Raw genomic sequence first — 16,972 nt, forward strand, 5'->3', positions numbered from 1 at the left:
CTTCAACGCCGTTTGCCTTCGATTTGCCCACGTTTTGCAGGGCACCGTTTTGTCATTCCTTTAGCAGGAGCTTGTCATGGAATTTCTAATGGACCCGTCAATCTGGGTGGGATTACTCACGCTGGTTGTCCTGGAAATCGTTCTCGGTATTGATAACCTGGTGTTTATCGCCATCCTTGCAGACAAACTGCCGCCAAAGCAGCGTGATAAAGCGCGCCTGATTGGCCTTTCGCTGGCGCTGGTTATGCGACTGGCCCTGTTGTCTGTTATTTCGTGGATGGTCACGCTGACAAAACCGCTTTTCTCCGTCATGGATTACACCTTCTCCGGGCGTGATTTGATCATGCTTGTCGGGGGGATATTCCTGCTTTTCAAAGCGACAACGGAGCTACACGAGCGGCTTGAGAACCGTCAGCACGATGATGGGCACGGAAAAGGCTACGCCAGCTTCTGGGTGGTGGTGCTGCAGATTGTGGTGCTTGACGCCGTCTTCTCGCTGGATGCCGTGATCACCGCAGTCGGCATGGTTAACCATCTCCCGGTGATGATGGCCGCCGTTGTCATTGCCATGGCGGTAATGCTGCTGGCCTCTAAGCCGCTGACGCGTTTCGTCAACGAACATCCAACGGTAGTGGTGCTCTGCCTGAGCTTCCTGCTGATGATTGGTCTGAGCCTGGTTGCGGAAGGTTTTGGCTTCCATATTCCAAAAGGCTACCTGTACGCGGCGATTGGCTTCTCGATCCTGATCGAACTGTTTAACCAGATTGCGCGTCGTAACTTCATCAAGCAGCAGTCGAATCAGCCGCTGCGGGCCCGTACCGCAGACGCGATCCTGCGCCTGATGGGCGGCCGTCGCCAGGTGAACGTGCAGTCTGATAACGAGAATCGCAACCCGGTGCCGGTGCCGGAAGGCGCTTTTGTGGAAGAAGAGCGCTATATGATTAACGGCGTGCTCTCATTAGCCTCCCGTTCGCTGCGAGGGATCATGACCCCGCGAGGTGAAATCAGCTGGGTAGATGCCAGCCTGAGCGTGGATGAGATCCGACAGCAGCTGCTCTCTTCGCCGCACAGCCTGTTCCCGGTGTGCCGCGGCGAGCTGGACGAAATTATCGGCGTCGTGCGCGCGAAAGAGATGCTGGTCGCGCTGGAAGAGGGTGTGAACGTCGAAGCCATCGCTGCCGCCTCACCTGCGATTGTTGTGCCGGAGACGCTGGATCCGATCAACCTGCTTGGCGTGCTGCGCCGCGCGCGCGGCAGTTTCGTTATCGTCACCAACGAGTTTGGCGTGGTGCAGGGGCTGGTCACGCCGCTTGACGTGCTGGAAGCGATTGCCGGTGAGTTTCCGGACGCCGATGAAACGCCTGAGATCGTCGCAGACGGTGACGGCTGGCTGGTGAAAGGCACCACCGACCTGCACGCGCTCTCGCATACGCTGGGCGTTGAAAACGTGGTGAATGATGAAGAAGACATTGCCACCGTGGCGGGGCTTGTTATCGCCGTGAATGGTCAGATCCCGCGCACGGGTGACGTCATCGAAATGCCGCCGCTGCATATCACCATTGTCGACGCTAACGACTACCGCGTTGATATGGTGCGAATTGTTAAAGAGCAATCGGCGCATGACGAAGAAGAATAAGCTTCACTAGCGCAACGGCATTAATGGCACGATGCGCCCATTATGCTGTGCTGGCGGAGAAGAACTCTCCGCCAGCCACTTCGGAAACTCTCGCAGCGGCATCGGCCGCGCGTATAAATAACCTTGCAGAGTATGTACGCCGTGGCGGCGCAAATAGCGCGACTGCTCTTCGGTTTCAACCCCTTCAGCCACCAGCTCAATATTCAGCCTCTGCCCCAGCGCAATAATAATGTCCGTCACCGTCGAATTTACGGCATCGGTGCCAATTGCGGCGGTAAACGATTTATCAATTTTCAGCACGTCCGGGTGAAGTTTTTCGAGCCAGGAGAGAGCGCTGCTTCCGGTACCAAAGTCGTCAATGGCCAGCTTAACCCCTTTGCGATGCAGCTCGCGGACGATGCGGTAGTCCACGTCAAGCAGCGCATCGCGCTCGGTTAGCTCGATAGTCAGCTGCTGGCACGGGCCGGCGCTGAACCACAGGCGGTTAAGATCCTGCAAAAGCACCGCGCGGCGAAAATGGCTTGCGGCAACGTTAATGCCAATGTGAAAGCTTGAGGAGGCGGGAAAGACGCCAATCTGGCGAACCGTTTCGGCGATCACGTAGCGGGTCAGGGGAACAATCAGGTTGTGCTCCTCCGCCAGCGGGATAAACACGTCCGGAGAGATCCATCCCTGGCGCGGATTGTTCCAGCGCAGCAGGATCTCCACGCCGATACATTGCTGGGTGCGGGCATCCACCAACGGCTGGCAAAACAGCTCAAGCTCTCGCGCGGCAAGCCCCATGCTTATCTCCCAGGTGAAGCTCATCCGGCGCGCCGTCGCCAGCCAGGCGATATAGCCCAGCAGCAGGCTAAGCATCATCGCGAGCGGAAGCTGGGTCGGCAGGTTTTTTAGCGCCATTTCGCCCGGACCGGGGCCGCTAACGGTGATGCTAAAGGGGAAGCGGGGAGAGGCCTGCTGGAAATGCGTATCGCCGCTGTCAATGTCCAGGGCATCCGAAACCTGCTGCCCATAGCGAAGCGACTGGTTTCCGACGCGCAGAACCGCATCGGTAATGAGCGGCGGCTGTGGTTCAAGGATCATCCGCGAGATCAGATCGATATTCACCACCTCGACCACGCCGTCTTCGCCGTCAGGCGAAACGGGATACCACTGAATTAGAATGGGGCTTCCCTCCAGCAGCCACCGATCGGTCGACAGCACCAGCGCCGGCTTGCTGACGGCCTGGGGCGGAAGAAACTCACTCACGGGAACGTTGCGGCTGCCGAATACGCTGGAGCAATACAGCTTGCCGTCCTTGATCAGCGCAATCGATCGCACGGTCTGAAGAATGGCGGCCTGCTTACGCAGGATCAGATGGGCCTGGTCGCAGGGGGCTCCCACCATTGACAGGAGCATGTCGCGACGGCTTTCTAGCGAGATTAAAACATTGTCGAGCGCGCGGACGGTATGGCTGGTGAAGTTGAGGATGCGGTCCTGATTGATATTTCGTTGAGAAATAAACCGAATGCCCAGCGTCAGAATGAGCGTAAGAAACGCAACCGCGACGCAGACGATGACGCGTTTTCGGCGATATTTTTTGATGATCGTTTGTGCAGTTTGCATAACCGCTCGCCCGTCAGGCCACCAGCCCCAAAAGCCGGAAGTAACAGAGTGAGTGTAGTGGGGAAAACCTAAGGAGACGAGATGTAAGAAGAAATTTCGCCCATCTTTTGCAGATGGGCGAGGGGAAGTATTAGTCGCACTGCACCTTGATTGCCAGGCCACCGCGGGACGTCTCGCGGTACTTCGCGTTCATGTCTTTGCCGGTTTCGTACATGGTTTCAATGACCTTATCCAGCGAGACGCGTGGCTCGCTGGTACGGCGCATGGCCATACGCGAGGCGTTGATCGCTTTTACCGATGCGATGGCGTTACGCTCGATGCACGGCACCTGCACCTGGCCCGCAACCGGATCGCAGGTTAAGCCAAGGTTGTGTTCCATGCCGATTTCCGCAGCCACGCAGACCTGTTCCGGGCTTGCGCCCAGCAGCTCGGCCAACCCTGCCGCCGCCATGGAACACGCGACGCCAACCTCACCCTGACAGCCCACTTCAGCGCCGGAGATCGAGGCGTTCATTTTGTACAGCGCGCCGATCGCACCCGCTGCGAGGAAATAGCGAATGAAGATATCCTGGGTGACGGGTTCGATGAAGTGATCGTAGTACGCCAGCACCGCCGGAACGATGCCGCATGCGCCGTTGGTTGGCGCGGTAACCACACGCCCGCCCGCGGCGTTCTCTTCGTTGACGGCCAGGGCAAACATGTTTACCCAGTCCACCACGTTCATCGGATCGTTAGAGAACTTGTCCGTCGTGACCAGCATGCGGCGCAGGGCGGAGGCGCGACGCGGCACGCGCAGCGGCCCCGGCAGGACGCCTTCGGTATTCATCCCGCGATCGATGCACGCGCGCATGGTTTGCCAGACGTTCGTGAAATAGTCTTCGATCTCTTGTTTACTGTGCAGCGCCAGCTCGTTCTGCATTACCATGCCGGAGAGCGACAGGCCGGTTTCTTTGCAGTAGCCCAGCATTTCCGTCGCGGATTTGAACGGATACGGTACGTTCACGTCGCCAACGCTGTCTTTGCCGAAATGCTCTTCATCAACGATAAAACCGCCGCCGATGGAGTAGTACGTTTTGCTGTAAATTTCTTTTTCGCCGCTAAACGCGTGGATCGTCATCCCGTTTTCATGCAGCGGCAGGTTGTCGCTGCGAAAACGCATGCCGTCGTCCTGCGGGAAGTCCACTTCGTGCTGGCCGTTTGCCAGCAGCAGGCGACCGCGCGTTTCAACGTCGCGAATAAATGCCGGAATGGCATCAATGTCAACCGTGTCCGGCATATTGCCTGCCAGACCCATAATAATGGCGATATCGGTGTGGTGGCCTTTACCCGTTAATGACAGCGAGCCGTAGACATCCACGGCGACACGGGTAACGCTTTCCAGTAATCCTTTTTCGACCAGATCATCGACGAACTGTTTACCGGCCTTCATCGGCCCTACGGTATGGGAAGAAGAAGGACCAATTCCCACTTTGAACATGTCGAATATACTAATCACTTTCACACTCCTGACAGGGTTACCAGACTTCCCGGTAACGATGTTTTAACTGCGCATAGTGTATGAGGGAACGTCAGCGTCGGCTTAACTATTCACATGAATTAAACTAATGAGTAACCCCCAATTTACTAATGTTGAGAGGCGCCTCGCAAACTTACGTCAAATTAGTGAATGTAAAGTATAGTCAAGGTTTCAGGCCGATTTGCAGCGCCAGCTCACGAATGATGCCTGCCGTCATGCCCCAGACAAAATAATGCTGATACCACGACAGCCACACCCGGTGATCGTGCCCCCGGCGCTGAATATCAAGGGGGTGATAACGGCCAAGTCGAAGGGCTTCTTCCAGCGGCATTTCGAACACCGCGGACACCTCGTCGACGCTGGCATGGTATTGAAGATCGGGCGGAATAACGCCGACCACGGGGGTAACCTGAAAACCTGTCACGCTGTCGACCGGCGGAAGTACGCCAATCACCTCCACGGCTTCAGGAGGAATGGCGACCTCTTCCTGCGCCTCGCGCAGCGCCGCGGCGATTAGCGAGGCGTCCGTGCTGTCGACCGCGCCGCCGGGAAAAGCGACCTGCCCGGCGTGTTTACGCATATGCGGCGCGCGCTGCGTGAGCAGCAGTCCGGGCCGATCGCGGCGCACGACGGGGATCAGCACCGCGGCCTGACGATGGTTGAGCGTCTCCCGGCTGACCTGCGGACGCAATAGCTGAAAGCGCGATAAAAAATCATCCAGCGTCAGATTCTCTTTCTCCACCCGTCAATTCTCCAGTTGCTTCAGGATACGGTTAACTTTATCAAAGGTTTCCTGATATTCAGCCCCAACTTCGCTATCGGCGACGATGCCGCCCCCCGCCGAACAGTAGAGTTTGCCCTGGCTTGCGGTGACCGTGCGAATCGTGATACTGGTATCCAGCGTGCCGCAAAGGCTCACATAGCCAATGCTGCCGCACCAGGCGTTGCGCCGATGCGGCTCCAGCTCGTCAATAATTTCCATCGCCCGTACCTTGGGCGCGCCGGTGATGGAGCCGCCCGGAAACGCGGCGCGCAGCAGGTCGCAGGCGGAGCGCGACGCGGGCAGCCGTGCGGTAATGGTGCTGACCAGGTGGTGAACGGCAGGGAAGGGCTCGACGACGAACAGCTCGGGCACGGCAACGCTTCCCGGCTCGGCCACGCGGCCAATGTCGTTTCGCATCAGATCGACAATCATCAGGTTTTCGGCGCGGTCCTTCGGCGAGGCGGCCAGCCTTTCAGCCTGCAAGCGGTCAGCGGCGGGATCGCTCAGGCGCGGGAGCGTGCCTTTGATCGGGCGCGTCTGGATGGTGCCCTCAGCCAGATGAATAAAACGCTCCGGCGATACGCTCAGAATGGCGCCTTGCTCCAGGCGAATAAAGGCGCTGAACGGCGCGCGGTTGCTGTCATTAAGCTGCGTAAATGCCTGCCACTCGTCGCCTGCGTAGGTGGCTTCGAAGCGCTGCGCGAGATTCACCTGATAGCAATCGCCGCTTTGCAGGTAGCTCTGCACGCGGCTGAATTTCTTTGCATACTCCTGCTCGCTCATGTTTGAGCGCCATGATGAGGTGAGCGTAAAGGCATCGCGTCCGGCGGGTTGTTGCGCCTCAAGCCAGGCTAACCGGGCCTCGACGTCCTTATGGCTCAGGAGCGTAACGGCCTGCTTTTGATGGTCAACAATCAGCGCCCAGTCGTACAGGCCGACGGCCATGTCCGGCAGCAAAATGTCGTTTTCCGCGTTCTGGGGCAGCGTTTCAAAGCGCCGCCCCAGATCGTAGCCAAACAGCCCCAGCGCGCCGCCCTGGAACGGCCGATCGGGATGTGGTGCGGCGGACAGGTTCAGCGCGTCAACGGCCTGCTGAAGGAGCGTCAGCGGATCGTCCGTCGACGGGCCGCGCGCGGTCTGCGTAACGTCTCCTTGAGTGATCAGCGTGCTAACCGGGTCGGCGACAAGAATGTCGAAGCGGCTGTAGGGGTGATCCGCATGGCCGGAGTGCAGCAGCATTGCATACGGCAGATGGCTCAGACGGGCAAACCAGAACTCGGCGGCGTCAGCGCGCCAGGGCAAGGTAATAACAGTGGGGAAGCGCATGTTCATGTGTGGCATACTACCGGGCAGCGTGAAATAATTAGCGCGAATAATTTAGCAGGAGTTGACGATGTTTGCAGGTTTACCTTCCCTCAGTCATGACCAACAGCAGAAAGCGGTTGAACGTATCCAGGAACTGATGTCCCAGGGGATGAGCAGCGGGCAGGCGATTTCCCAGGTGGCGGAAGAGCTTCGCGCCACCCATACCGGCGAGCGGATCGTGGCGCGTTTTGAAGATGAGGATGAAGAGTAATCGGGCCTAGACCGCCGCGATAATCTTAATCTCAACTTTATATTCCGGCTTCATCAGCGTGGCCTGTACGGTGCAGCGTACAGGCGCGTGGCCCGCGACGACCCATGCATCCCAGGCTTTGTTCATTGCCGCGAAATCCTCTTTATTCGCCAGGAAAATCGTGGCATCCAGAATGCGGGATTTATCGCTGCCCTGTTTTTCCAGCACGGCGTCAATTTGCGCCAGCGTATTGGCCGTCTGCTCGAAGGCGTCGGCGTCGAGATTGGCCGGTACGCCGGTGTAGTACAGCGTCTGATTATGAATTACCACATCAGACCAGCGTGCCTCGGCATCAATGCGCACAATTGTCATAAACGTTTCCTCGTTATTTTGCGTATTCAGGCGGCAAGACTGCCATATTGTTGTCGCGTCGTCACTATTTGGGCTGGCACAGGAGAGGATGGGCTGACATAATCCCTGTGCAAAAATACAGTGAGAGAGCACCGTGGCAGACGATTTTTCCCCCGAAGGCCAGTTAGCACAGGCGATTCCCGGCTTTAAGCCGCGTGAACCTCAGCGGCAGATGGCGCATGCCGTTGCGCACGCCATCGACAAGGCACAACCGCTGGTGGTTGAGGCCGGTACCGGCACGGGGAAAACCTACGCCTATCTCGCGCCTGCGCTGCGGGCGAAGAAAAAAGTCATCATCTCGACCGGGTCGAAAGCGCTGCAGGACCAGCTCTACAGCCGCGACCTGCCTACGGTCGCGAAGGCGCTGAAGTACAAAGGCCGTCTGGCGCTACTGAAAGGGCGCTCTAACTATCTTTGCCTCGAGCGCCTTGAACAGCAGGCGCTGGCCGGCGGCGACCTGCCCGTACAAACCCTGAGCGACGTGATCGTGCTGCGCGCATGGGCGAACCAGACCGAAGAGGGTGATATCAGCACCTGCGCCAGCGTGCCGGAAGATTCACCCGCCTGGCCGCTGGTCACGAGCACTAACGATAACTGCCTCGGCAGCGACTGCCCGCTGTATAAAGACTGCTTTGTGGTGAAAGCCCGTAAAACCGCGATGGACGCGGACGTGGTGGTGGTTAACCACCATCTCTTCCTCGCCGACATGGTGGTCAAAGACAGCGGCTTTGGCGAGCTTATCCCGGAAGCGGACGTCATGATATTCGATGAAGCGCACCAGCTGCCCGATATCGCCAGCCAGTATTTTGGCCAGTCGCTCTCCAGCCGTCAGCTTCAGGACCTGGCGAAAGATTTCACCATTGCCTACCGCACGGAGCTCAAAGACACCCAGCAGCTGCAAAAGTGTGCAGACCGTCTGGCGCAAAGCGCACAGGACTTCCGCCTGCAGCTCGGCGAGCCGGGCTACCGGGGCAACCTGCGCGAGCTGCTGGCGGACAAAAACATCCAGCGCGCGCTGCTGCTCCTCGACGATGCCCTTGAACTCTGTTACGACGTGGCGAAGCTGTCGCTCGGGCGTTCGGCCCTGCTGGATGCGGCCTTTGAACGCGCGACGCTCTATCGTGCGCGGCTGAAAAGGCTGAAAGAGATCGGCCAGCCGGGATACAGCTACTGGTATGAATGCACCTCCCGCCACTTCACGCTGGCGCTGACGCCGCTGACCGTGGCGGATAAATTCAAAGAGGTGATGGCGCAAAAGCCGGGGAGCTGGATTTTTACCTCCGCGACGCTCTCCGTTAACGACGATCTTCATCACTTTACCGAACGTCTGGGCATTGAGCAGGCGGAGTCGCTTCTGCTGCCAAGCCCGTTTGATTATGAAAAGCAGGCGCTGCTCTGCGTACCGCGTAATCTTCCTTTACCTAACCAGCCGGGGGCGGCGCGCCATCTGGCGGCGATGCTCAGGCCGATGATCGAGGCCAACAACGGCCGCTGCTTTATGCTCTGCACCTCTCACGCCATGATGCGCGACCTGGCCGAGCAGTTCCGCGCCACCATGACGCTTCCCGTTCTTCTGCAGGGAGAAACCAGCAAAGGCCAGCTGCTTGAGCAGTTTGTCTCCGCCGGTAACGCGCTTCTGGTGGCGACCAGCAGCTTCTGGGAAGGGGTGGACGTGCGCGGCGATACCCTTTCGCTGGTGATCATCGATAAGCTGCCGTTCACGTCCCCGGACGATCCGCTGCTGAAGGCGCGCATGGAAGACTGCCGCCTGCGCGGGGGCGATCCGTTTGATGAGGTTCAGCTTCCCGATGCGGTCATTACCCTCAAGCAGGGGGTAGGGCGACTTATCCGCGACGTCACCGATCGCGGCGTGCTGGTGATTTGCGATAACCGTCTGGTGATGCGCCCCTACGGCGCCACCTTCCTCGCAAGCCTGCCGCCCGCGCCCCGCACGCGGGATATTAAACGCGCGGTCCGCTTCCTGGCGAACCCAACGGCGGAGTAATTTGCGCGTAACTGTGCTACTATGCGCGCCATTTTGTGACTGACTATTGCGAGAGCGCGACAACTGATGCGAATTCTGGCTATCGATACCGCGACGGAAGCCTGTTCCGTCGCCCTGTGGAACGACGGCGCTATCTGCGCGCACTTTGAAGAGTGCCCGCGCGAACACACCCAGCGGATCCTGCCATTGGTAAAACAGATCCTCACCGAAGGAAACGCCAGCCTGACCGGGCTTGACGCGCTGGCCTATGGCCGCGGCCCGGGAAGCTTTACCGGCGTGCGCATTGGCATTGGCATTGCGCAGGGCCTGGCGCTGGGCGCAAATCTGCCGATGATCGGCGTCTCCACGCTGGCTACGATGGCGCAGGGCGCATGGCGTATGACAGGTGCGTCCCGCGTGCTGGCGGCCATCGACGCGCGCATGGGCGAAGTCTACTGGGCCGAGTACGTCCGCGACGAGCAGGGCGTCTGGCACGGCGAAGAGACCGAAGCGGTGCTCAAGCCGGAAGCGGTGACCGAACGCCTGAAGCAGCTCTCCGGCGAATGGGCAACGGTAGGAACGGGCTGGGCGGCGTGGCCGGAGATGGCAAACGACGCGGGGCTTACGCTGGTGGATGGCCAAATGCTTCTGCCCGCGGCGGAAGACATGCTCCCGATTGCCTGCCAGCAGCTGGCGGCAGGAAAAACCGTCGCCGTGGAACAGGCTGAACCAGTTTATTTGCGAAACACCGTTGCGTGGAAGAAACTTCCGGGCCGCGAGTGAATCTCAGTAACAGGAACTGAGAAAAAGGAGTCGCACCATGACGGTTCAAACTAACGTTGTACGTCTATTGATGGCAGGCGCGTTTGCCATAACGCTGAGCGGTTGCGTCACCGTTCCTGATGCGATTAAGGGCAGCAGCCCGACGCCACAGCAGGATCTGGTTCGCGTGATGAATGCCCCCGAGCTGTACGTTGGGCAGGAGGCGCGTTTCGGAGGCAAGGTTGTCAATGTTATCAATCAGCAGGGCAAAACCCGCCTTGAAATCGCCACGGTGCCGCTGGACAGCGGCGCGCGGCCAGCGTTAGGCGAGCCCTCGCGCGGACGAATTTACGCTGACGTCGGCGGGTTCCTCGATCCGGTTGATTTCCGCGGGCAGCTGGTGACGGTTGTCGGCCCCATTACCGGAACTGCGCAGGGGAAAATCGGCAATACGCCGTATAAATTTATGACTATGCAGGTGAACGGGTACAAGCGCTGGCGGATTGTTCAGCAGGTCGTGATGCCGCCGCAGCCAATCGATCCGTGGATGTGGGGCCCGCACCCGTACCGCTATGGCTACCCGGGCTGGGGCTGGTATAACCCGGGCCCGGCGCAGGTCCAGACAATTGTAACTGAGTAACTTACTGTTATTACTAGGAAAGAGGCAGCGGCTCGGCCGCTGTCTCTGTTTTTTTACGGATAAAACGAAAAAAAAGAGTGACGCGCTTCGCAACCTTAAATCCGAACAATTAATAAACTGGTACGCTGAGTTAATATAATGTTAACAAACTGTTTATTATCGGGGTTGTGATGACGACGAACACTCATTTCAGAGGTGATGCATTGAAAAAGGTTTGGCTTAACCGTTATCCCGCGGATGTCCCTGCGGAGATCAATCCTGACCGTTATCAATCCCTGGTTGAGTTATTTGAACACTCGGTGCGGCGCTACGCCGACCAGCCCGCGTTTGTGAACATGGGCGAGGTCATGACCTTCCGCAAGCTGGAAGAGCGCAGCCGGGCGTTTGCCGCCTATTTACAGGAAGGTCTGGGGCTGCAAAAAGGGGATCGCGTCGCGCTGATGATGCCGAACCTGCTGCAGTATCCGGTGGCGCTGTTCGGCATCCTGCGCGCCGGGATGATCGTCGTTAACGTCAACCCGCTCTACACCCCGCGCGAGCTGGAGCATCAGCTCAACGACAGCGGTGCCGCCGCCATTGTGATTGTGTCGAACTTTGCCCACACGCTGGAAAAAGTCGTCGAAAACACGCCGGTTAAGCACGTTATCCTGACGCGCATGGGTGACCAGCTTTCAACGGCCAAGGGGACGCTGGTCAACTTCGTCGTGAAATACGTGAAGCGCCTGGTGCCAAAGTATCATCTGCCGGATGCAATTTCCTTCCGCAGCGCGCTGCACGCGGGCTATCGAATGCAGTATGTCAAACCGGACGTCGTGGCTGAAGACCTCGCGTTCCTGCAATACACCGGTGGGACGACGGGGGTTGCGAAAGGCGCGATGCTCACGCACCGCAACATGCTGGCGAACCTTGAGCAGGTGAATGCGACCTACGGGCCGCTGCTGCACCCGGGCAAAGAGCTGGTGATCACCGCGCTGCCGCTGTACCACATTTTTGCGCTCACCATGAACTGCCTGCTGTTTATCGAGCTGGGCGGTCAGAACGTGCTGATCACCAACCCGCGCGATATTCCGGGCCTGGTGAAAGAGCTGGCGAAATACCCGTTCACCGCCATGACCGGGGTGAATACCCTGTTCAATGCGCTGCTTAACAACAAAGAGTTCCAGCAGCTCGATTTCTCGACGCTGCACCTCTCCGCAGGCGGCGGCATGCCGGTTCAGCAGGCGGTCGCCGAGCGCTGGGTGAAGCTCACCGGACAGTATCTGCTGGAAGGCTACGGCCTGACGGAGTGCGCGCCGCTGGTCAGCGTTAATCCTCACGACATCGACTACCACAGCGGCAGCATTGGCCTGCCCGTGCCCTCTACCGAAGCGAAGCTGGTGGACGATGACGATAATGAAGTTGCGCCGGGTGAGCCGGGTGAGCTGTGCGTGAAGGGGCCGCAGGTCATGCTCGGCTACTGGCAGCGGCCGGACGCTACGGATGAGATCATTAAGGACGGCTGGCTCCACACCGGGGATATCGCGGTGATGGATGACGAAGGCTTCCTGCGCATCGTCGATCGCAAAAAGGATATGATCCTCGTCTCCGGGTTTAACGTTTATCCAAACGAAATCGAAGACGTCGTGATGCAGCACCACGGCGTTCAGGAAGTGGCCGCCGTCGGCGTGCCGTCCGGCAGCAGCGGAGAGGCGGTGAAGATTTTTGTGGTGAAGAAAGATGCCGCCCTCACCGAAGAGGAGCTTGTCACGTTTTGCCGCCGCCAGCTTACGGGATATAAAGTGCCTAAGCTGGTTGAGTTCCGGAATGAACTGCCGAAATCGAACGTCGGGAAGATATTACGACGAGAATTACGTGACGAAGCCCGTGCCAAAGTGGACAATAAGGACTGAGCTTCACGCTAATCGCCCAGACGCCGGTTATGCCGGCGTTTTTTATGGGCGCAAACAAAAGAGAATCCGTTTTGAATTACCAGATTATCACCACTAACGACGAGCTGGCTTCGCTGTGCGAAGTGACGCGCGACTTTCCTGCCATCGCACTCGATACCGAGTTTGTTCGCACGCGCACCTACTACCCGCAGCTGGGCCTGATCCAGATGTATGACGGAAAGCATGTGTCGCTGATCGATCCGCTCGGCATTACCGACTGGTCACCGATGCGCGATCTGCTGCTCGATACTGCCGTGACCAAATACCTGCACGCAGGCAGTGAAGATCTGGAAGTGTTCCTGAATACCTTTGGCATTATGCCGCAGCCGCTTATCGATACGCAGATCCTCGCGGCCTTCAGCAATCGCCCGCTCTCCTGGGGCTTTGCGGCGATGGTAGAGGAGTACACGGGGGTGGCGCTGGATAAAAGCGAATCCCGTACCGACTGGCTGGCCCGTCCGCTGACCGAGCGTCAGCTTGAATACGCGGCGGCAGACGTTTTCTACCTCCTGCCGATTGCCGGACAGCTAATGAAAGAAGCGGAAGCCTCCGGCTGGCTGGATGCGGCGCTGGACGAGTGCCGCATGACGCAGCAGCGTCGACAGGAAGTGGTTGACCCAAAACAAGCGTGGCGCGACATCACCAACGCGTGGCAGCTGCGCACCCGCCAGCTCGCCTGCCTTCAGCTGCTGGCAGACTGGCGCCTGCGCAAAGCGCGCGAGCGCGACCTGGCCGTGAACTTCGTTGTGCGTGAAGAACATCTGTGGGCGGTTGCTCGCTATATGCCAACCAGTCTGGGCGAGCTGGACAGCATCGGTCTTTCCGGGAGCGAAATTCGCTTCCACGGGAAAACGCTGCTGGCGCTGGTGGCGCAGGCGCAGCAAACGGCGGATGAAGACCTGCCGGAGCCACTGCTGAACCTGATGGATATGCCGGGCTATCGCAAGGCGTTTAAGGACATTAAAGCGCTGGTACAGGCGGTGGCAACGGAAAGCAAGCTGAGCGCGGAGCTGCTGGCCTCGCGTCGTCAGATTAACCAGCTGCTGAACTGGCACTGGAAGCTGAAGCCGCAGAGCGGGCTGCCGGAGATGGTGGCGGGATGGCGGGGTGAATTGATGGCCGATCGCCTGAATACGCTGCTGGAAGGTTATCCACGCTAAAAAATATGCCGGGCGCTGTGCCCGGCATATTCACCCGGTGGCGCTGTGCCTACCGGGGCTACGAAATCACAAACGGATTAACGCGACTCTTCCGCTTCCGGCAGCGTCACGTTCAGCTCCAGAATCGAAATATCCCCGTCTTTCTGCTCAAGCTGTACGGTGACCATTTCCGGGTCAATCTGCACGTATTTACAGATCACTTCCAGAATGTCCTTACGCAGCTGCGGCAGGTAGTGCGGCTCGGCGTCGCTGCGGCGTCGCTCCGCAACGATGATTTGCAGACGTTCTTTTGCGATGTTGGCGGTGCTTTTTTTCCGCGAGAGAAAAAAGTCCAGTAATGCCATAACTTATCCTCCGAACAGGCGTTTGAGGAAACCTTTCTTCTCTTCTTCAATGAAGCGGAAAGGACGTTCTTCTCCCAGCAGACGGTCAACGGTATCCGCATACGCTTTACCCGCGTCTGCCATGGTATCCAGGATCACGGGCTCGCCCTGGTTAGAGGCGCGCAGTACGGACTGATCTTCCGGGATCACGCCGACCAGCTTAATGCGCAGGATCTCCAGCACGTCTTCCATGCTCAGCATGTCACCTTTGTTTACGCGGCCCGGGTTGTAGCGGGTCAGCAGCAGGTGCTCTTTAATCGGTTCCTGGCCATTTTCCGCGCGGCGGGACTTTGAGGCCAGGATGCCGAGAATACGGTCAGAGTCACGTACAGAGGAGACTTCAGGGTTGGTGGTGATAATCGCTTCATCGGCGAAGTACAGCGCCATGAGGGCACCGGTTTCGATACCGGCAGGGGAGTCGCAGACAACAAAGTCGAACTCCATCTTTTTCAGCTCTTCAAGGACCTTTTCCACGCCTTCACGTGTCAGCGCGTCTTTATCACGCGTCTGAGAAGCGGGAAGGATATAGAGGTTCTCGGTGCGCTTGTCTTTAATCAGCGCCTGGTTGAGCGTGGCATCACCCTGAATGACGTTAACGAAGTCATAGACGACGCGGCGCTCACAGCCCATGATCAGGTCCAGGTTACGTAAGCCGATATCAAAATCGATAACGACCGTTTTCTTTCCCTTCTGGGCCAAACCTGTAGCGATGGCCGCGCTGGAGGTGGTCTTGCCAACGCCTCCTTTACCCGAAGTCACAACAATAATGCGTGCCATAGAAATTCCTTGTTAAAAAGGGATCAATTCAACGGTTGAACGGTCAAAGCGTTATCTGCCAGCTGCAGACGCGCCGCTTTGCCATAAAATTCGGCTGGGATTTTATCGCTCAGCCAATATTCACCTGCAATGGAAACCAGTTCCGCCGTCAGGTGAGTACAAAATATTTGTGCCTCTCGATCGCCGCTCGCGCCCGCGAGTGCTCTGCCACGCATCATACCGTAGACGTGTATGTTGCCATCCGCAATCAGTTCAGCGCCAGCGCTAACGTGGCTGGTGACAATCAAATCAGAGTTTGGCGCATAAATTCGCTGACCGGAACGAACCGGCACATCAATCAATCGCGTTTTTGTGAGTTGCGTAACGTTTTGTACCGCAGGCGGCGGTGTTTGAGCGGCGGCGGGCGCAGAACGGGGCGCTTTTTCCTTACCTTCGGTGAGAAGCGGTAGACCCGCGCGTTCAATTTCCGCTTTCAGCTCAACGTCCTTGCAGCCGCTGATGCCGACAATGCGCAGCCCTGTCGATGACACGGCCTGCTGAAGCTGATTCCAGTTGACGGGCGAATGAAGATCGCTGACGTTGACCACAACAGGGGCGTGCTTAAGAAAAGTGGGAGCCTGGGCGATTTTGTCTTCTAACGCCTGACGAATAACCTCGGGTTTTGCATCGTGCAAATGTACCACTGATAAGGTGAAGCTACTGCCTTTAAGCTCGATGGGCGTGTTTGACATCCTGGCCTTACTCAATTTGCTATTAACCGCAGCAACGCGCTGCGATATTCCGAAGAGTATCAGGCATGTTATAGTCAGGAGTATATTGAGGCAAGCCGCCACCCATTAATTCAGAGTAAAAACATGTTTTGTGTGATCTACAGAAGTACAAGCCGTGACCAGACCTACCTTTATGTCGAAAAGAAAGACGATTTTTCACGCGTGCCTGAAGAATTAATGAAGAGTTTCGGGCGCCCGCAGCTGGCGATGCTGCTGCCGCTGGACGGTCGTAAAAAATTGGTCAATGCTGATTTGGAAAAAGTAAAAATGGCCTTAACCGATCAAGGCTATTATTTACAGCTTCCACCCCCGCCCGAGAATTTATTAAAACAGCACCTTGAGGTGAACGGAAAGAAATAGATCCGCGGACGTTCGGGCGTAACACAACAACCGTTTAGGGAGCGACCATGTATCAACATCATAACTGGCAGGGCGCATTGCTGGATTATCCCGTAAGCAAAGTGGTTTGCGTGGGCAGTAACTATGCAAAACATATCCAGGAAATGGGCAGTGCGACGCCGGAAGAGCCGGTGCTGTTTATCAAGCCGGAAACCGCGCTGTGCGATCTCCGCCAGCCGCTGGTACTGCCGCAGGGGCTGGGGTCCGTTCATCATGAGGTAGAGCTGGCGGTGCTGATTGGCGCGACGCTGCGTCAGGCCTCCGAAGAGCATGTGCAGAAAGCGATCGCCGGCTACGGCGTGGCGCTGGATCTCACCCTGCGCGACGTGCAGGGAAAAATGAAAAAGGCGGGGCAGCCGTGGGAAAAGGCCAAGGCGTTTGACAACGCATGCCCGATTTCCGGTTTTATTCCTGCGGCAGATTTTGAGGGCGACCCGCAAAATACCGCGCTCGGCCTGAAGATCAACGGCCAGGTGCGACAGCAGGGCACGACGGCAGACATGATCCACAAGATCGTGCCGCTGATAGCCTACATGAGCCGCTTCTTTACCCTGAAGCCGGGCGATGTGGTCCTGACCGGCACGCCGGAAGGCGTGGGCCCGCTGAGCGTCGGTGACGAACTGGAGCTCAGTTTTAACGGCCTGTCGCTGAAAACCCGCGTGCTGTAAAAGCCTCTTGCCGCC

The 16,972-nt window shown here is 57.9% G+C and carries 17 protein-coding genes; 9 read left to right on the forward strand and 8 right to left on the reverse strand.

Annotation, left to right across the window (positions count from 1 at the left end; genetic code table 11):
* The first annotated feature begins 76 nt into the window (after positions 1-76).
* On the forward strand, positions 77-1,636 hold the full coding sequence (yoaE, locus tag DBY73_RS18240; protein WP_112012464.1) for a CNNM family cation transport protein YoaE: 1,560 nt from the start codon (positions 77-79) through the stop codon (positions 1,634-1,636).
* Between the two features lie 6 nt (positions 1,637-1,642).
* Here yoaE and DBY73_RS18245 read toward each other — a convergent pair whose 3' ends face one another.
* The 4 genes from DBY73_RS18245 to pabB form a co-directional block, all read right to left on the reverse strand.
* Positions 1,643-3,241, reverse strand: a complete 1,599-nt coding sequence (locus DBY73_RS18245) for an EAL domain-containing protein (RefSeq protein ID WP_112012465.1) — start codon at positions 3,239-3,241, stop codon at positions 1,643-1,645.
* A gap of 130 nt (positions 3,242-3,371) precedes the next feature.
* A complete protein-coding gene (gene sdaA / locus DBY73_RS18250; protein ID WP_112012466.1) occupies positions 3,372-4,736 on the reverse strand; it encodes an L-serine ammonia-lyase in 1,365 nt (454 codons plus the stop codon).
* 184 nt (positions 4,737-4,920) lie between these two features.
* Complete coding sequence (locus DBY73_RS18255; RefSeq protein ID WP_112012467.1) at positions 4,921-5,499, reverse strand: CoA pyrophosphatase; 579 nt, start codon at positions 5,497-5,499, stop codon at positions 4,921-4,923.
* Between the two features lie 3 nt (positions 5,500-5,502).
* Positions 5,503-6,852, reverse strand: coding sequence for an aminodeoxychorismate synthase component 1 (gene pabB / locus DBY73_RS18260; protein ID WP_112012468.1), 1,350 nt, complete (start codon positions 6,850-6,852; stop codon positions 5,503-5,505).
* Positions 6,853-6,913: 61 nt separating this feature from the next.
* Between pabB and DBY73_RS18265 the strand changes: the two genes are divergently transcribed.
* Entirely contained in the window at positions 6,914-7,096 is a 183-nt protein-coding gene (locus DBY73_RS18265) for a YoaH family protein (protein ID WP_003859925.1), read from the forward strand.
* Positions 7,097-7,102: 6 nt separating this feature from the next.
* Here DBY73_RS18265 and DBY73_RS18270 read toward each other — a convergent pair whose 3' ends face one another.
* Positions 7,103-7,447, reverse strand: a complete 345-nt coding sequence (locus DBY73_RS18270) for a RidA family protein (protein ID WP_023312193.1) — start codon at positions 7,445-7,447, stop codon at positions 7,103-7,105.
* Positions 7,448-7,580: 133 nt separating this feature from the next.
* Here DBY73_RS18270 and DBY73_RS18275 point away from each other — a divergent pair, with 133 nt between their 5' ends.
* From DBY73_RS18275 to rnd, 5 genes are all read left to right on the forward strand, one after another.
* Complete coding sequence (locus DBY73_RS18275; RefSeq protein WP_112012469.1) at positions 7,581-9,491, forward strand: ATP-dependent DNA helicase; 1,911 nt, start codon at positions 7,581-7,583, stop codon at positions 9,489-9,491.
* A gap of 66 nt (positions 9,492-9,557) precedes the next feature.
* Positions 9,558-10,253: a tRNA (adenosine(37)-N6)-threonylcarbamoyltransferase complex dimerization subunit type 1 TsaB gene (gene tsaB / locus DBY73_RS18280; protein ID WP_112012470.1), complete on the forward strand. Its 696-nt coding sequence runs from the start codon at positions 9,558-9,560 to the stop codon at positions 10,251-10,253.
* Positions 10,254-10,290: 37 nt separating this feature from the next.
* A complete protein-coding gene (locus DBY73_RS18285) occupies positions 10,291-10,872 on the forward strand; it encodes a Slp family lipoprotein (RefSeq protein WP_112012471.1) in 582 nt (193 codons plus the stop codon).
* 203 nt (positions 10,873-11,075) lie between these two features.
* Positions 11,076-12,761, forward strand: a complete 1,686-nt coding sequence (gene fadD / locus DBY73_RS18290) for a long-chain-fatty-acid--CoA ligase FadD (RefSeq protein WP_146745789.1) — start codon at positions 11,076-11,078, stop codon at positions 12,759-12,761.
* Positions 12,762-12,832: 71 nt separating this feature from the next.
* On the forward strand, positions 12,833-13,960 hold the full coding sequence (gene rnd / locus DBY73_RS18295; RefSeq protein WP_112012508.1) for a ribonuclease D: 1,128 nt from the start codon (positions 12,833-12,835) through the stop codon (positions 13,958-13,960).
* A gap of 77 nt (positions 13,961-14,037) precedes the next feature.
* Here the strand turns inward: rnd and minE are convergent, their stop codons facing one another.
* Genes minE through minC form a run of 3 tightly spaced genes read right to left on the reverse strand, consistent with a single transcriptional unit; the run spans position 14,038 to position 15,851 of the window.
* Positions 14,038-14,304: a cell division topological specificity factor MinE gene (gene minE / locus DBY73_RS18300; RefSeq protein ID WP_003859937.1), complete on the reverse strand. Its 267-nt coding sequence runs from the start codon at positions 14,302-14,304 to the stop codon at positions 14,038-14,040.
* A gap of 3 nt (positions 14,305-14,307) precedes the next feature.
* Positions 14,308-15,120 carry a septum site-determining protein MinD gene (gene minD / locus DBY73_RS18305; protein ID WP_112012473.1) on the reverse strand — a complete coding sequence of 271 codons (813 nt, stop codon included), beginning with the start codon at positions 15,118-15,120 and terminating at the stop codon, positions 14,308-14,310.
* 23 nt (positions 15,121-15,143) lie between these two features.
* Positions 15,144-15,851 carry a septum site-determining protein MinC gene (minC, locus tag DBY73_RS18310; RefSeq protein WP_112012474.1) on the reverse strand — a complete coding sequence of 236 codons (708 nt, stop codon included), beginning with the start codon at positions 15,849-15,851 and terminating at the stop codon, positions 15,144-15,146.
* A gap of 123 nt (positions 15,852-15,974) precedes the next feature.
* On the opposite strand from minC, the gene DBY73_RS18315 reads away from it, so the two are divergent.
* Both DBY73_RS18315 and DBY73_RS18320 read left to right on the forward strand, forming a co-directional pair.
* On the forward strand, positions 15,975-16,250 hold the full coding sequence (locus tag DBY73_RS18315) for a YcgL domain-containing protein (protein ID WP_112012475.1): 276 nt from the start codon (positions 15,975-15,977) through the stop codon (positions 16,248-16,250).
* Between the two features lie 47 nt (positions 16,251-16,297).
* On the forward strand, positions 16,298-16,957 hold the full coding sequence (locus tag DBY73_RS18320; RefSeq protein ID WP_112012476.1) for a fumarylacetoacetate hydrolase family protein: 660 nt from the start codon (positions 16,298-16,300) through the stop codon (positions 16,955-16,957).
* Positions 16,958-16,972: the final 15 nt, after the last annotated feature.

Source organism: Enterobacter sp. RIT418 (genome assembly GCF_003057745.1).
GTDB lineage: Bacteria > Pseudomonadota > Gammaproteobacteria > Enterobacterales > Enterobacteriaceae > Enterobacter.

Coding starts and splice junctions, on each gene's coding strand:
- minC (WP_112012474.1), bottom strand. CDS start 15,851: ATGTCAAACACGCCCATCGAGCTTAAAGGCAGTAGCTTCACCTTATCA.
- DBY73_RS18285 (WP_112012471.1), top strand. CDS start 10,291: ATGACGGTTCAAACTAACGTTGTACGTCTATTGATGGCAGGCGCGTTT.
- pabB (WP_112012468.1), bottom strand. CDS start 6,852: ATGAACATGCGCTTCCCCACTGTTATTACCTTGCCCTGGCGCGCTGAC.
- minD (WP_112012473.1), bottom strand. CDS start 15,120: ATGGCACGCATTATTGTTGTGACTTCGGGTAAAGGAGGCGTTGGCAAG.
- DBY73_RS18315 (WP_112012475.1), top strand. CDS start 15,975: ATGTTTTGTGTGATCTACAGAAGTACAAGCCGTGACCAGACCTACCTT.
- yoaE (WP_112012464.1), top strand. CDS start 77: ATGGAATTTCTAATGGACCCGTCAATCTGGGTGGGATTACTCACGCTG.
- DBY73_RS18245 (WP_112012465.1), bottom strand. CDS start 3,241: ATGCAAACTGCACAAACGATCATCAAAAAATATCGCCGAAAACGCGTC.
- DBY73_RS18270 (WP_023312193.1), bottom strand. CDS start 7,447: ATGACAATTGTGCGCATTGATGCCGAGGCACGCTGGTCTGATGTGGTA.
- DBY73_RS18320 (WP_112012476.1), top strand. CDS start 16,298: ATGTATCAACATCATAACTGGCAGGGCGCATTGCTGGATTATCCCGTA.
- DBY73_RS18265 (WP_003859925.1), top strand. CDS start 6,914: ATGTTTGCAGGTTTACCTTCCCTCAGTCATGACCAACAGCAGAAAGCG.
- minE (WP_003859937.1), bottom strand. CDS start 14,304: ATGGCATTACTGGACTTTTTTCTCTCGCGGAAAAAAAGCACCGCCAAC.
- tsaB (WP_112012470.1), top strand. CDS start 9,558: ATGCGAATTCTGGCTATCGATACCGCGACGGAAGCCTGTTCCGTCGCC.